At 66.7% G+C, this 15,045-nt stretch carries 13 protein-coding genes; 5 read left to right on the top strand and 8 right to left on the bottom strand.

What is annotated here, in order from left to right; translation table 11 throughout:
* Window positions 1-61: 61 nt before the first annotated feature.
* The 7 genes from LBC97_08570 to LBC97_08540 all read right to left on the bottom strand — a co-directional run bounded on the left by LBC97_08570 (window position 62) and on the right by LBC97_08540 (window position 8,557).
* A complete protein-coding gene (locus tag LBC97_08570; protein MDR2566096.1) occupies window positions 62-1,714 on the bottom strand; it encodes a peptide ABC transporter substrate-binding protein in 1,653 nt (550 codons plus the stop codon).
* Window positions 1,715-1,745: 31 nt separating this feature from the next.
* Window positions 1,746-2,852, bottom strand: a complete 1,107-nt coding sequence (locus LBC97_08565; GenBank protein MDR2566095.1) for an ATP-binding cassette domain-containing protein — start codon at window positions 2,850-2,852, stop codon at window positions 1,746-1,748.
* Window positions 2,842-3,918: an ABC transporter ATP-binding protein gene (locus LBC97_08560; protein ID MDR2566094.1), complete on the bottom strand. Its 1,077-nt coding sequence runs from the start codon at window positions 3,916-3,918 to the stop codon at window positions 2,842-2,844. Before LBC97_08560 ends, LBC97_08565 begins: the two co-directional genes overlap by 11 nt.
* Before the next feature lie 21 nt (window positions 3,919-3,939).
* On the bottom strand, window positions 3,940-5,136 hold the full coding sequence (locus LBC97_08555; protein ID MDR2566093.1) for an ABC transporter permease: 1,197 nt from the start codon (window positions 5,134-5,136) through the stop codon (window positions 3,940-3,942).
* A gap of 3 nt (window positions 5,137-5,139) precedes the next feature.
* Window positions 5,140-6,057, bottom strand: coding sequence for an ABC transporter permease (locus LBC97_08550; protein ID MDR2566092.1), 918 nt, complete (start codon window positions 6,055-6,057; stop codon window positions 5,140-5,142).
* A gap of 275 nt (window positions 6,058-6,332) precedes the next feature.
* Window positions 6,333-7,946, bottom strand: a complete 1,614-nt coding sequence (locus LBC97_08545; GenBank protein MDR2566091.1) for a hypothetical protein — start codon at window positions 7,944-7,946, stop codon at window positions 6,333-6,335.
* Window positions 7,947-8,023: 77 nt separating this feature from the next.
* A complete protein-coding gene (locus LBC97_08540) occupies window positions 8,024-8,557 on the bottom strand; it encodes an AbrB/MazE/SpoVT family DNA-binding domain-containing protein (protein ID MDR2566090.1) in 534 nt (177 codons plus the stop codon).
* A 67-nt stretch (window positions 8,558-8,624) separates the two neighbouring features.
* Here LBC97_08540 and LBC97_08535 point away from each other — a divergent pair, with 67 nt between their 5' ends.
* The 5 genes from LBC97_08535 to LBC97_08515 all read left to right on the top strand — a co-directional run bounded on the left by LBC97_08535 (window position 8,625) and on the right by LBC97_08515 (window position 13,576).
* Entirely contained in the window at window positions 8,625-9,656 is a 1,032-nt protein-coding gene (locus tag LBC97_08535) for a DUF3039 domain-containing protein (GenBank protein MDR2566089.1), read from the top strand.
* A gap of 126 nt (window positions 9,657-9,782) precedes the next feature.
* Window positions 9,783-10,190, top strand: coding sequence for an excisionase family DNA-binding protein (locus LBC97_08530; protein ID MDR2566088.1), 408 nt, complete (start codon window positions 9,783-9,785; stop codon window positions 10,188-10,190).
* A gap of 150 nt (window positions 10,191-10,340) precedes the next feature.
* Window positions 10,341-11,342, top strand: a complete 1,002-nt coding sequence (locus LBC97_08525) for a LacI family transcriptional regulator (GenBank protein MDR2566087.1) — start codon at window positions 10,341-10,343, stop codon at window positions 11,340-11,342.
* 187 nt (window positions 11,343-11,529) lie between these two features.
* Window positions 11,530-12,765: a glycerate kinase gene (locus LBC97_08520; GenBank protein ID MDR2566086.1), complete on the top strand. Its 1,236-nt coding sequence runs from the start codon at window positions 11,530-11,532 to the stop codon at window positions 12,763-12,765.
* Between the two features lie 58 nt (window positions 12,766-12,823).
* Window positions 12,824-13,576 (top strand): hypothetical protein, encoded by a 753-nt coding sequence (locus LBC97_08515; protein ID MDR2566085.1) that lies wholly within the window; start codon window positions 12,824-12,826, stop codon window positions 13,574-13,576.
* Between the two features lie 258 nt (window positions 13,577-13,834).
* On the opposite strand, the gene LBC97_08510 is transcribed toward LBC97_08515, so the two are convergent.
* Window positions 13,835-15,045: OFA family MFS transporter (locus LBC97_08510; protein MDR2566084.1), on the bottom strand; the 1,211-nt coding region annotated here is incomplete at its 5' end.

Raw genomic sequence — 15,045 nt, 5'->3', positions numbered from 1 at the left:
AACGGGGACGGTACCTTTTTCCGGCTAGCCGGAAAAAGGTACCGTCCCCGTTTTTCTTGGGTCAGCCCTCCAAGTAGGCCGACTTGAAGTACAGGTTGTTCAGGACCGTGCGGTAGACGCCCTTCAGGTCCGGGGAAACCAGCATCAGGTTGGCCCGGTAGAACAGGCTCAGCACCGGGTATTCGGCCGAGGCGATCGCGTCCGCCTGCCGCATCAAGTCCAACGCCGCCACCGGGTCGGTCTCGGCCTGGGCGGCCGTGACCAGCGCGTCATACTCGGGGTTCGAGTAGAACACGTTGTTGTTGACGTCGCCGGTCTTGAACAGTTGCAGGAACGTCATGGGGTGGAAGTAGTCCGCCCCCCAGCCCATGGCCCCGACCTCGTAGTTGCCAGCCTGGGTGTTGTCGTAGTAGACGGCCCAGTCCTCGTTGGAGATTTCCACGGTGATCCCAAGGTTGGTCTCCAACTGGTCCGCCAGCGCCTCGGTCATGAGCTTGGTCGTGTCGTCCGTGTAGTACGACAGCTGCAGCGTTGGGAACCCCTGCCCGCCCGGGTAGCCGGCCTCCGCCAGCGCCGCCTGGGCCGCCTCCGGATCCGCCTTGGGGGACAAGTCGAAGGTCGAACGCCCTTCGGCGTATTCCTCGCCATCCACCGTGTAGCCGGGCGCCACCGGGGAGTACGCGGGGCTGCCGCCGTTTTGCAGGACCTCGTTGATCAGCGCGTCGCGGTCCACCGCCAGGTTGAGCGCCTTGCGCACCAGCACGTTGTCGTACGGCGCCTTCGTGTTGTTGATGTTGTACCAGGTGGTGGCGTACGCGGGCGTCACAACCAGCCCCGAATCGGAGGTCTTCAGCCGCGCGATGTCGCTTGACGGCACCGTTAGCTGCCCTTCGATCTCGCCGCCCTCGAACGCGACTAGCGCGGTCGAGGGGTCGGGGATCATCCGGAACGTGATTTTCTCGAGCTTGACGTTGGCGGCGTCCCAGTAGTTCGGGTTCTTCACCAGCACGTACGACTCGCCCAGGTTGATCTCCTCCATCTTGAACGGGCCGTTGCCCACGTACGATGCCGCCTGGTTGGTCCACTGGTCGCCGTTCGCCTCGATCGTGGCCTGTTGGACAGGGGCCCACGCCCACATTCCTACGATGTCGATGAAGAACGGGGTGGCCGCCTTGAGTTCCACGGTCAGCGTCTTGTCGTCGGTCGCCTTGATGCCCAGCCCGTCCGTCTTGCTCGGGTCGTCGTACAGTTCCTGCGCGCCCACCACATAGTCGGTGTACAGGTTGACGTATTGGGCGGCGGTCGCGGGCGTCAGCACGCGTTGGGCGGCGTAGACGAAGTCCCCGGCGGTAAGCGCGCTGCCGTCGCTCCACTTCAGGCCCTCGCGCAGGTGGAACGTGTAGGTCAGGCCGTCCTCGTTGATGTCCCAGCTTTCCGCCTGGCCGGGGATGAGCGCGCCGTCAGTTGTCGAGTAGCTCACCAACCCCTCGAAGGTGTTGTAGATCACCGGCGAGGCGAAGCTGTTGGACGTGATAGTCGGGTCAATCCCGTCCGGGGTGTTATGCAGGGCGAAGACGATCTCCTGCGTGGCGGCCTTGCCGCCCCCGCCGCCACCGCCGGTGGCGCCTCCGTCCGGCGAGTCGCCGGAGCAAGCGGCCACGGGGATCGCCAATGCGAGCAAGCCGACAAAAGCTATCGCTTTTCTAAATTCCATTGCAATTCCTTCCTTTTTGTACTTCTTATTGTTATTCGGGGAGCTTAGTTGCGGTTTCCGGGCTGGCGGCGTCTCGCGGACGGCCTTCGTCGTAGAGATGGCAGGCGACCTCGTGGCCGCCGCCCAGGTCCACCGATTGGGGCATGACTTGGGCGCACACCTCGCTGGCGAAAGGGCAGCGGGTGCGGAAGCGGCAGCCGGACGGCGGGTTGATGGGACTGGGGATCTCCCCTTCGATGGCCGGGGGGCGCGCCGTCAAGTCGACTGTCGGGTCGGGGGTCGGGATGGAGGCCAACAGGCCTTGGGTGTACGGGTGCAGCGGTTCGCCGTAAACCCGCGCGGTGGGGCCCTTTTCAACCAACTGGCCCAGGTACATCACGCCCACCCGGTCCGCGATGTGCCGCACCATGGACAGGTCGTGGGCAATGAACACGTAAGCCAGGCCCATTTCGCGCTGCAAGTCGGACAGCAGGTTCGCGATCTGCGCCTGGATCGACACGTCCAGGGCGGAGATCGGCTCGTCGCACAGGACCAACTCCGGCCTGATGGCGAGCGCGCGGGCTATCCCGATCCGTTGCCGCTGGCCCCCGGAGAACTCGTGGGCGTACCGAAGCATGTGCTCTTGGCCCAAGCCGACCTGTTCCAGCAGTTCCCGCACGCGCTGGGTGACCTGGGCCCGGCTCAGTTCAGGGCAGTGGACGGTCAGAGGCTCCGCCACCAGGTCCCGCACCGACATGCGCCCGTTCAGGGAGGCGTAGGGGTCTTGGAAGACCATCTGCATTTTGCGGCGCAGCGGTCGCAGTTGGCGTTGGTTGAGCTTGGTGATGTCGGTCCCGTCCAGCCAAACCCGCCCCGCCGTTGGCTCGTAGAGCCGCACAATGGTGCGGGCGCAAGTCGATTTGCCGCTCCCCGATTCGCCGACCAGCCCAAACGTCTCTCCCCGGGCCACTGAGAAGGTGACGCCGTCCAGCGCCCGGATGGGCCGTCCACGCTCTCCGGAACGGAAGTGCTTGGTGAGGTCCTCGACCGCCAAGATGGGGCCGGGCGCCCGCTCTTTGGCCGGCTGGCCCCGCGCCGGCCGGTCGTTCGGCGCCCCGCCGTTCAGCGCCTGATCATTCGGCACCTGCTCATTCGCCAAGGGGCGCCACCTCCCCACGCAGCGCGCCGCCCGCTTCGCCGAAAGGCGAATCGGCCCCCGGCGCCTCCGGGTCCAGCAGCCAGCACATGCTCCGGTGGCCCGCGCCCGGCGAGTATTCGCCCACGGAGTAATAAGGCGGCCGGGCCTGCTCGCAGCGCACGCGGGCGTACTTGCAGCGCGGCGCGAACGGGCAGCCTTCGCCGGGGTCGGTCATATCCGGCGGCGAGCCCGGGATTGACTCCAACCGGTCCCCCTGCCCCCCGCGCAGAGCGGGCAAGCTGGCCAACAGGCCCATGGTGTACGGGTGCATCGGCTGGGCGAACAGCTTCTCGGTGGGCGCCTCCTCCATGATCAGCCCGCCGTACATCACGATCACCCTGGAGCACAGCCCGGCCACCACCGCCAAATCGTGCGTGATCAGCAAAATACTGGTGCCGTTCTCGTCTTGCAGGCGGCGCATCAGGCGCAGAATCTGGTCCTGGATGGTGACGTCCAAGGCGGTGGTCGGCTCGTCCGCCACCAGGATCTCCGGGCGCAAGGCCATCGCCATGGCGATCATGGCCCGTTGCCGCATCCCGCCGGAGAACTCGTGCGGATAGCTGCGGTAACGCCGCTCCGGCTCCGGGATCCGAACCTCCTTCAACAGTTCGATCACACGCTCCCGCCGCTGCCTGCGGGTCAGGGTCCGGTCATGTGCGGCGATCATCTCGTCGAGTTGCCGGCCGATCCGCATCAACGGGTTCAGGCTGGTCATGGGGTCTTGGAAAACCATGGCGATACGGCGGCCGCGCAGGGCGCGCAGTTGTTTCCGGCTCAAACCCGCGATCGAGGCGCCGTCCAATGTCAACACGTCCGCCTCGACCCGGGCCGTGTCCGGGAGCAGGTCGATCAGGCTGAGCGCGGTGACGCTCTTGCCGCTGCCGCTCTCGCCGACCACCCCGACCGTCTCGCCGCGACCAAGCTGGAAGTCCACCGAGCGCACGGCTTGGACGGCGGCATCGGAACCTTTGCGCGTTTGGGCGCGAAAAGTGGTCCTAAGCCCCCGGACCTTCAACAGCGGTTCCACGTCGGATGTGCCTTCCTGCGCCTACGGACGGAGCTTCGGGTCGAGCGCGTCCCTGAGGCCGTCGCCGACAAAGTTGAAAGCGAACATGATCAAGCAGATGGTGGCGGTCGGGGCGAGCAGTTGGTACGGGGAAGACCGCAGGGTGGCGAGGGCGTCGTTCGCCATGGTGCCGAGAGACGCCATGGGCGGAGCGATGCCGATTCCGATGAAGGACAGGAACGCCTCGATGAAGATCGCGCTGGGAATCAACATGGTGCCGGTGACAACGATGGGGCCCATGGCGTTGGGCAGGATATGGCGGCGCAGGATGGAGCCCGATGGCGTGCCTATGGTCCGCGCCGCCAACACGAATTCCTGGTTCTTCAGCGAGAGGGTCTGCCCGCGCACCACCCTGGCCATGTCCACCCAATAGACGCTGGCCAGGGCTATCACGATGGAGGAGAACCCGCCGCTGCCCAGCACCACCTTGATCAAGATGACGTACAACGTCAACGGGATGGTGTTGATGATGTCCACAGTCCGCATCATCACGGTGTCCACGGCCCCGCCCGCGTAACCGGAGATGCCGCCGTACAGAATCCCGATCAGCGCGTTCACCAAAGTGGCGACCAACGCCACGGCCAAAGAGATCCTGGCGCCGTAAAGGGTACGGGTGAGCACGTCCCGGCCCAACGCGTCGGTGCCCAGCCGGTAGCTGGCGTTCCAGACCAGATGCGTCTTCACGCCGCTGTCGCCGTCCGCGTCCAACAGCACCGGCGGCTTTGCCGCATAGTCGAGTTGGACCTTCACGCCATCGGCTTCGAAGGTGGTCCGTTTGGCCGCCATGTCGTCCCCGGTTTGCGGGATCTGGCGCACCAGGCGGCCCTCCGGCGCTACCTCGATCACTTTCAGGCTGGGATTGACGTAAAACCAGTTGGAGTTGTCCGCGAACTCGGTGGCCCTGAACACCGGCGGGACGTTGGCCATGGAGGAATCCTGGCGGTTGTAGGAACGGCCGGTCAGGCTGGGGCCGAACACCGCCAGGATCGCGATCAGGATCAGGATGACCGCGCCGAACAGCGCCATCTTCCTGGCCCGGAAACGCAGCCACACGTCTTGCCAGAAAGGCCGCCCCGGCCTGGCCACGCCCTGTTTGACCAGGCGGTCGGGGGGCAGCAGATCCCAGTCGGAGGACGTCGGTTCGGGTAGCGACCGTTCTAAGGATGATGCGCGCGCCATGGTTCAGCCGAACTGTATCCGGGGGTCGACCAGGCGGTAGAACAAATCGACCACGAACACCATGGCGATCAGGAACGCGGCGTAAAACGCGGTCATCCCCATGATGGTGGTGTAGTCGCGCTGGGTCACGCTGTCCACGAAATAGCTGCCCATGCCGGGGATCGCGAAGATCTTCTCGATCACGAAGCTTCCGGTCAGCAGGCCCGCCACGGTGGGGCCCAGGACGGTCAACACCGGGATGATCGCGTTGCGCAGAGCGTGGCGGGTGATCACGCGCACCTCGCTGATGCCTTTGGCGCGGGCCGTGCGGATGTAGTCCTGCCCCATGACCTCAAGCAGGCTGGAACGCATCAGGCGCGCCAAGAATGACAGCGAGTAACCGCCCAACGCCAAAACCGGGAGAACATAGCTGCTCGGCTTGTCCAACCCGAATGTCGGCACCCAATTCAGCCGGTAGGAGAAGACGTACATCAACCCGGCGGCCGCCACAAAGGAGGGGATCGTGACGCCCAATGTGGCGAGGACCATCACCACGGCATCGGGCCAGCGGCCGTTGCGGCGGGCGGCCAAAATGCCCATCGGGATGGCCGCAAGCAGCACAAACACCAATGTGACAAGGCCAAGCCGCATGGAAAACGGCGCGCCGTTGACAATGAAGTCGTTGACGGTCCGGCCCGTGTATTTGAAGCTGGGGCCCAAGTCGAACCGGACCAGATCCCCCAGATACTCGAAGAACTGCACAATCAGCGGCTTGTCCAAATGGTATTTGTGGTTGAGCGCGTCCAAGACCTCCGGAGGCGCCTCTTTTTCCTGGGCAAACGGCCCGCCGGGCACCGAATGCATCAAGATGAACGTCAGGACGATGATGAAGAACAGCGTCGCTAACGAGGTGCCGAAACGCTTAACGATGTACCGGGTCACGCTGGCCACCTTGGGAGCACTGGGCGGCATTCTCCGTCAGAAGACGCGGGCGGCGGACAGGGGCAGTCGCAGCGGGCCGGCGGGCCGGCCCAAGGGGGACTGCTGACAAGGTCATGGGGGACTTTCGTGCTGTCGGAGGGAAGCAGAGCACCGCCCATGCTACCAGCCGCCCTCCGGCGCGCCCCGAGGTACGGGAGGGGGCGGCAGCTCGGGGAGCGACCAGCCAGCAGCCCGCTGTGGTTCTCTCGCTCGCCGCGTTGGGGGGCGCGGGCGGCTTAGCGGCGGCGCGTTCCCCAGACCATCGCCGCGCCCAGGCCGGCGGCCGCGCCGAAGATCGCGCCCACGATCCGCCTTGTCTGAGCCGCGCGGCTGGCCTCCAGGCGGCGCACTTGCTCAGCCGAAAGCCGGGTGGTCAGCTCGCCCTGGTCCAGCTTCTGAGCCAATGACACCAGGTGGCGGGCCGTCGCGGGCATGGACTTGACCAGATCCCAGGCCTCAGCGAGCGCCGAGCCGATCATGTCCTGCGCCGCCGAAGACGCCAGCGGCGTGGTCCAGCGCCGGGTGATCTCCACCAGGTCCACGCCCGGATCAAGTTTGAAGCAGTTCGAGAAGACCGTGATCAGCGCTTTGCCCAAGAAGCTGACCTGGCCGGGCAGGGTCACCGGCTGGGTCAGGATGACCTCCCGCAGTTGGTCCAGCGACGCGCCCGGCGCCGCCATTCCCTTCGACGCGGTCCCGTCGAGCGCGCCGTCCACGAAGGAACTCCCCCGGAACAACCCCACCAAGTCGTCGATTATCGTGTCGATCAGCGGAATCAGCGACCGCCCCAGGGCGGCCGTGTCCGCGCCGGCGCCCACAAAGCCCAGTTCCTGCAAGGCCGTGACCACCCCGCCCGCGTCCCGCCGGAAGAAGGCGCTGACCAATCCCACGAATTGGCGGCGCATGGACTCCGGCAACTCCCCCACCATGCCGAAGTCGATCAACTGGATCACGCCGTCCGGGCGCACCAGGACGTTGCCCGGATGCGGGTCGGCGTGGAAGAAGCCGTCCACCAACAGCATGTGCAGGTAAAGCTCCATCAGGTTCTGCGCCAGAGCGGAGCGGTCCACCCCGGCCGCGTCCAGCGCCGCCAATTCGTCAATCTTGACGCCGGTCATGTATTCCATGGTCAGCACCCGCGCCGAGGTGTGGCTCCAGTGGATCTGCGGCATTTCCACATGGGGGTTGAGCAGGAAGTTGCGTTGGAAAGCCTCCGCGTTGCGACCCTCCTTGAGGTAGTCCAGTTCGTCGCGGTGGGTGTCCTCAAAGTCGCGGCAGACCGCCTGCCAATCGACTTGGTCCAGCAAATGCGTGAACCGCGCCAGCAGCGCCAGCACGCGTCGCAGCGACCGCAGATCCGCCTCCACCAGGTCCTCTATCCCCGGCCGCAGGACTTTGACCGCGACTTCTTGGCCCTGCGCCAGCGCCGCCCGGTGAACCTGCCCCAGCGAGGCGGCCGCGATCGGCTCCGGGTCGAACCTCGCGAACAGTTCCTCGACCCGGCCGCCCAACTCCCGCTCGACCACACCCACGATCTGCCCGGTCGGCACCGGCGGCACGGCGTCTTGCAACTGCCCCAACTCGTCGATGTACTCCTTCGGCAGCATGTCGATCCGCACGCTCATGAACTGCCCGATCTTGATGATCAGACCGCCCATCTCCGTTGCGAACAGCCTGAACGCCCTGGCCTGGCGCGTGTACAGGGCGCGGCGGCGGTCGGCCTGGCGTTCGGGCGGCCACAGCCATTTGGTCTTGGCGAACCACCACAGTTGCGCCGTGAAGCGCACAGCCAGCGCCAAAGTGGCGGCGTAGCGCCGGGTCGCGGCGCGTTGGTCGGGTTTTGATCGCATTGGGGCTCAGCTCAGGGCGCGGGGTTTGCTTCGGTGACCGCCCAGCCTACCGCCGCGCGGCCGGGCGCCCCTCAGCCTCAGTTTTCCGCCGATGCCGTCGCGTCCGTCCCCCCGCCGGCCTCCGTTTCGCCGGCCGTCGGCTCGGGCGTCCCGCTGTCGGCCGCTTCTTCGGCCTCCGAGCCGTCTTCAGCCTGGGCTGGGTCGGGCCGGACGGCATCGTCGGCTTGGCGGGCGGCTGCCTCCGGGGGCTGGGCCGCCTGGTCTGCCTGGGCCGCCGGGGCTGGGTCGGGCTGGACGGCATCGTCGGCTTGGTTGTCTGCGGCCTCAGTGAACTGGCTGAAGAACGCCTCGGCGTGCTCGCCCAGTTTGTTGATCTTGGTCAGGAAGAAGTCGGCGAAGTCCTCGAAGACGTCGGCGCTGACCATGACGAGCGCGCCGCTGATGGAATTGCCGAAGACGACCAAGCGGTCGCCTGGCTTGATGTTCAGGTGCTTGCGGGCGGCGGCCGGGATGGCCACCTGCCCGCGCTCGCCAACGGTGGCGGTGCCGAACATCTTGCCGGGTGAGGGAATGTGCTGCCATGGAAAGGCGCGGGGTGGGTTGCTGGTCATTGAGCCCTCCTAAGTCGTGGTATGCAACATCATACATTACATGCGCCGGTGCTGCGGCATAATCAGCATGGTGCACAACCGACGGGCCCGCCCCACCATCCGGGTCCTTGCTGACGACCTCACCGCTGACTGGGAGTCGCCCCACGCGCGGCGTGTCCTGGAACAGGGTTCCTACCAGGAGCTGCACCCTCTGAGCGAGCTGAAGCACCCGATCATCGCGAAGGCGCGCGAGACGTTTGGGTCTGATCCCGCCAACGACAACGCAACCCACGGTTATGTGAAAAGCAGCACCACGCTGCCGCTTTGGGAGATCCGAGCATCGCAGTGGCGCGGAGGGGTTTGGGAGGACCGGCGCACCGGCGTCCGCTGGCTGGTGGTGGCCGGGCTTGCCAAGGGCATGCACCAGGATCACGACGATTTCTACCAACAGGTCGAACGCGAAGAAGCCAGCGGCGACCCGAAGCGCTGGCTCCCCACAGACCTTGATGTCCGCTTGCTGAGGCAAGAATCCGCGGCGCGGCTGCTGACCGAGTGGGACCTGGCTGTTCAAGCGCAAATGCTCGAGGCCTTGCGGGTAGTTCAGGGCGGGGGCAGCACTCGCGTCATGATCAAACACCCATTCGCCGGGTTTGCCCAGCTTCCGCGCAACGGGGACCTTGCCCTGCTCGTGTTGTCCGTCGAGTTCCAACGCGAGCCCGACTATCAGTCCGACGACATCATCCTGGAGGTCGTTCCAGCGCAATCGTCCTACAAAGGAACCGAGCTCATTTGGAAGCTGACCATCAGGGCTCTGGTTTCGCTCAACCCGCCGGAGCAGGCATGGGACCGGTACCAAGACACTTACGCCACCATCGCCGAACCAGGAACTTGGGCGGCTCGAGTCCGGGAATTGGAGAAACTGGTCGCGGACAACGAACTCGCCGTCTCCGAACCTGGCATCCTTAGCCACTACGCCCACCGCGAGCATCTGGCCGGCGCCACTATTGAGGGAAGGGCGGTCCGAGGACTGTGCGGGGTGTTCTTCGTGCCCACTCAGGATCACGAGAGCATGCCCGTGTGCCCCGAATGCGACGCACGAATGCGGCAGCCGGAGGCGTAGCGAGGCTGATTGGCGGGCTAGCCAGCGCTCTCGCCGATGGCCACCGGACGATTGACAACGGCGGCACGGGACTATAGCGTGTCATCTGAGACATTTACGCCATCTGTGACATGTATGGAGCCTGCCGTGCCAATAATCGAAACCATCGCCACCTCTAGGATCCTCCCGGACCAAATCCAAGCGCTCGAGCAGTTTGCGGCCGCAAGCCCTAGCCAAGAACTGGCGGATGTGCTGCAAAGGCTGATCCACTGCATTCGCCAAGGGGACGAATTGACCATCATCGACGGCTCTGCGGACGTAACGCCCAATCAGGCGGCCGCGCAACTCGGCATGAGCCGCTCCCACCTGTACAAGCTTCTCGACCGAGGCGAGATCGCGTTCCATCGCGTTGGACGCGATCGCCGCATACGCCTGCGTGACTTGCTCGAATTCGAGGGGCGCCGTCAAGGTGACCGCCGCGAACTCGCAGAACGTTTTGCCCACCAGCGCGAGAATCGCGATCACGTGGTCGAGGAGCTGGCAGAACTGTTGTGAGCGCGACTGTCTCGTTGTCCGCCGAGCGCACCGCCGGCCGATCGCCAACCGGACGGGCACCCACAAAGAAATAGGTACCGTCCCCGTTTCTGTAGCATTGTGGAAGCGCGTCCACCGGGCGCGGGCCAATTCGGCACTTCGGAGGCGTCCATGAGCGAACCGGTAACACTCGACCAGGTGGCTCGGGCTGCGGGCGTGTCGAGGTCGACGGCATCGCGGGTGATCAACGGCGGCGTCGCCTCCGCGCAGTCCGTCGAAGCGGTGAACGAGGCGATCGCGGAACTCGGTTTTGTGCCCAACCGGGCCGCCCGAACGCTGGCGCGGCAGCGAACCGACCAGGTCGCCATCGTGACTCCGGAAAGCCCTGCCGCCATTTTCGTGGACCCTTTTATTGCCAAGGCGATCGATGCGATTTCGCACCGGCTTTGGAAAGCCGGACTCCAGCCGCAACTGGCCTTGACCGACCCGGCCGACCCGATCAGCACCACCAAACGCTTTCTTCACCATTCCAATGTGGACGGGATCATGGTGGTCCATTTCATCCTCAACCAGCACTTGGAGGAATTGCTGCGGGAATTGGAGCTGCCGATCGCGTTTGTCGGGCGACCGCCCAAAGGGGTTGACGCGCCCTACGTCGACGCGGACAACGACAACGGCGGCTACGTCGCCACCAAGCATCTGCTTGACCAAGGCCGCCGTCGGGTCGCCTGCCTGGCAGGATCGTCAACCCGTCTGGCGGCCTTGGACCGCAGGGCGGGCTACCTGCGGGCGCACCGAGAAGCGGGCCTCAGACCCGGCCCGTACCTTGAACTGGGCTTTCAGGCCGCTGCCGCCGGCCATGCGGCGGCCGAGCTGTTGCGCTCAGACCCGGCCGTGGACGGCGTGTTCGCGCAATCCGACACCCTGGCCGCCGCCGCGCTTCAAGCCGCCGCCGCGGCCGGGCGGCGTGTGCCGGAAGACCTCGCCGTGGTCGGCTACGACGACTCGCCGACGGCCACGCGGGTGGTACCGCACCTCACCACAGTGGCCCAGCCAATCACCCAGCTGGCTCTGGCGGGCGCGGACTTGATGGTCAACCGCCTCCGCGACGGCGAATGGGGCACGTGGCCGCGCGTCTTCCCCACCACGCTGGTGATCCGGGACTCGGCGTGACCAGCCCAGGGCGGCCGCCGCGCGCCGTTTGGGTAAGGGCCGCGTTGCACGTCCCGGTCGACGTGGCACTTTGACCAGCGACGATGCCGTGCCACCACGTCAGCCCGCAAGGGCCGCCCCGACCAAGCGGACGGTCCGAGCGCCGGGTCACGGCGCCGGCCATTCGGCAGCGGCTACCCTGAACACCGTGACGCCGGACTCGACCCAACCGGTGGCCAGCCGCGAACCGGGAGCCGGGGGAACGCCCACAGGGCGGGGTGGCGGCGCACCGCCCAGGGTGCTGGTCGCCTGCGACAAGTTCAAAGGCTCCCTCAGCGCCGAACAGGTCCGCGACTTGACGGTGGCGGCATTCGACCGGGCTGGTTTGGCGGCGGCGGGCTTCTTGGTGGCGGACGGGGGCGACGGCACGTTGGCGGCGGCGGCATCGGCGGGATTCCGCCTTATCCCGGCCCTGGTCCACGGGCCGACGGGAGCACCGGTCACCACGCAGATAGCGCGGCTCGGCGGGCGGGCCGTGGTCGAACTTGCCGACGCTTGTGGGCTTGAGCGCTTGCCGGGCGGGCGGCTGGCGCCGCTGGAGGCCTCCAGCCGGGGCCTTGGCGAGGCCATCCGGGCGGCCCTGGCGGCCCTGGCCGAAGGGCCCCGCCAATTGATTGTCGGGGTGGGCGGCTCGGCCTCCAGCGACGGCGGCCTGGGGATGGTTTGCGGGCTCGGGGCCGCGCTGCGCGGCCGGGACGGCCGGGAACTGCCCGCGCGTCTGGACTTGATCGGCCCCGAAACCACGCTCGACTTGGCGGCCCTGCCGCCGCAACTCGCAAACGCCGACCTGGTCTTGGCGTCCGATGTCGACGCCCCGCTCCTCGGCCCCGGCGGGGCCGTTGCCGTGTTCGGTCCCCAGAAGGGGTTGGTCGGCGCCGACGCGCGGCTCCGCGAAGCCGAACTTGCGGCCTGGGCCGACTTGGTGGCCCGCACAACGGGCCGCGACCTCCGCGACGCGGCCGGGGCGGGCAGCGCCGGCGGGGTGGGCTTCGGCGCGATGGCGGTCCTCGGGGCGCGCCCGCAGTCCGGAATCGACTTGGTGTTGGACATGGTGGGGTTCCGCTCGGCGTTGGCCGGCGCGGGCCTGGTGGTCACCGGCGAGGGCCGTTTGGACCGGCAGACCTTGATGGGCAAGACGGTGGCAGGCGTGGCCCGAGCCGCCCGCGCCGCCCACACCGGCGGCGTTCCCGTGGTGGCCGTCTGCGGGATCAGCGAGCTCGCGCCCGCGGACGCCGCCGGCCTGGGTCTTGAGCGGGTCTACCAGCTGGCCGACCTGGAGCGCGATCCCGCCCGGTCGATGGCCGAAGCCGGTTCCCTGCTTACCACCCTTTGCGGACGGCTCGCCGACGACTGGCGCGGGCGGCTCGGCGAAGCGACCACATGACGGGACGGTCCCAGCGACCGCTCGCCAAGGCCCGGACGGGAACCTACGTTGTTCCGTCATGGCCACAATCAATGCAACACAACTTGACCGTTTCTTGCACGCCTCGCAGACGCTGCTGCCAGCGCCGTCTGAGTGGACGCAACTCAACACCTATCCGCAGTCCTTCGCCGAATGCATCATCGACGCGATCTGGGCCGAGCGGGTTCGGTACGGCAACGTGATCGAGATCATCAGCCGTTACCGCGACTTCCGCCGCAGCCAGGGCGCCGACGCCGACCAGGACGGGGCCAGCGACTTGGCCCAGACGTTCTCGATCGGTTTGGAGGCTTGGATGGACCAAATCGGCAACCACCAGCGCGTCTTCTCACGGGAAGAGGCGCCGTACAAGGCCGACGTGGTCCACCAGGCCGCCGATGCCGCAGTCACAGCCGGCGTCAATTCGGTCGCCGACTTCACCAATGGTTACGCGAACGCCACCGATCAGTTCCGGTCCCTGCATCAGGCTTGGCTCAACCTGCCGTCGCAGCATTCCGGACTGAGCTGGGCGCGCCTCGCCCTGGTGGCCGGCGTCGAGACGGTGCCGGTCGATCCGTGGCTGGCCGAATTCGCCAGCTCGGCGGCGGGCACCGAAGTCTCTTCCCAGACCGCGCTCGGGCTGATCAACGCGGCCGCGCAGTCCATGGACGTGCCGCCGCTGCGGCTGCGGAACGCCATCTGGGAGTACCAGACCCGGCTGGACACCGCCGACCACACGTCGCCCAAGGGCTCAAACAGCACCCGGGCCGGCGCGGAGGCGGGTGACCCGCTGTAAGCCAACCCGCAAACCAACCAAGCCCCCAAAGGGGCAACCGCTAGCAACCAACAACATGAAAAAAAAAGGGGGATGGCGCCCTCTCCGCACGGAGTGGGCGCCATCCCCCTTTCCAATCCGGGCGCAAGAGGACGGTTCTTTTCGTTTAGACGGCGGGGACGCGCCGCGCCGCGCTCCGCCCGCCGGACGCCGCCAAAGCCGCCGTTGAGGACCTGGCCGGGCCGGATTTCCAGGCGCGACCCGGCCCGCCCAAACGCTCTACTTCGAGGAAGTCTTCTCCAAGTCGCCCCGGTCCCCGCTCAGCCGACCTGGGTAATCGCGGTGGAGCGGATCGAACCCGCCGCGTGAGCGCCGCAGCGCCGCCAACAGGACGACGGACACAACCAGAGCGACGGCCAGCATGCCGGCGTAGAAGAACATCGCGCGCTGGTAGTTCTCCTCGCCGCCCTTCGCCCACACCAAAATGGTGGGCCCCACCACGCCGGCCAGCGCCCAGGCGGTCAACACCCAACCGTGGACGGCCGACACGTTGGCGTTGCCGAAGAGATCAGACAGATAGGCGGGGATGGTTCCGAACCCGCCGCCGTAGCAGGTGGCGATCAGGTAGATCAGCGCCAGGAAGACCGCCTGCTCGGCGCGGCCGGCGGCCAGCAACGCCCCGAGCGCGCCAAAGGCGACGACTTGCACCACGAAGAAGGCGGCGAAAGTGAACGGGCGCCCCATTTTGTCTGACAGCGAAGCCCACACGAACCGTCCCAATCCGTTGAACAGCGCCACCCCGGACACGGCCAGCAGCGCGGCGGTCTGCGCGTCCACGCCGACCGTGTCCTGCATCATCGGCGACGCGGTGTAGATGACCGCGATGCCGCAGGAGATGTTCACGAACAGCATCACCCACAACGCGTAGAACTGCCACGTCCGCAGCGCTTCGGTCGTCCCATATTGCCGCTGTTGGGCCACGGCCGCTCCGCTGTCGTCAATCACCTCGCCCCACGCCGGCGGCGGCACCAGGATTATGAACGATGCCGTGATCAGGATCGCCCCGTACGCCGTGCCCATGATGAGGAACGCCGGGGCGACGTGGTAGGCGGTTATCGCGCCCGCCTCGTCGTGTTCGGAAAACAGGCCGATCAGCCAGGCGAAGACCGGCCCGGCCATCACCGAGCCAAACCCGAATCCCATCACCGCCATGCCCGTGGCCATGCCTTTGCGGTCGTAGAACCACCGGATCAGCGTCTTGACCGGCGTGATGTAGCCCGTGCCGAGCCCTATCCCGCCCAGCACGCCGTAGCTCAGGAACAGCCACGTGACTGAATGGCTCGAGATGGCGACGCCGGTCAGGATCATTCCGAGGCCGAAGCAAGCCCCCGAAATCCTGGCCGACACCCTGGGCCCGTAGTCTTGCACGAACTTCCCCAAGCCCGCCGCGGAACAGCCCAGGCAGAAAATGGCGATCGAGAAGGCCCATT

The sequence above is a fragment of the Bifidobacteriaceae bacterium genome, assembly GCA_031281585.1.
Taxonomy (GTDB): domain Bacteria; phylum Actinomycetota; class Actinomycetes; order Actinomycetales; family WQXJ01; genus JAIRTF01.
The sequence above is the reverse complement of the archived record's forward strand: the minus strand, read 5'-3'. Positions and strand labels throughout refer to the sequence as shown.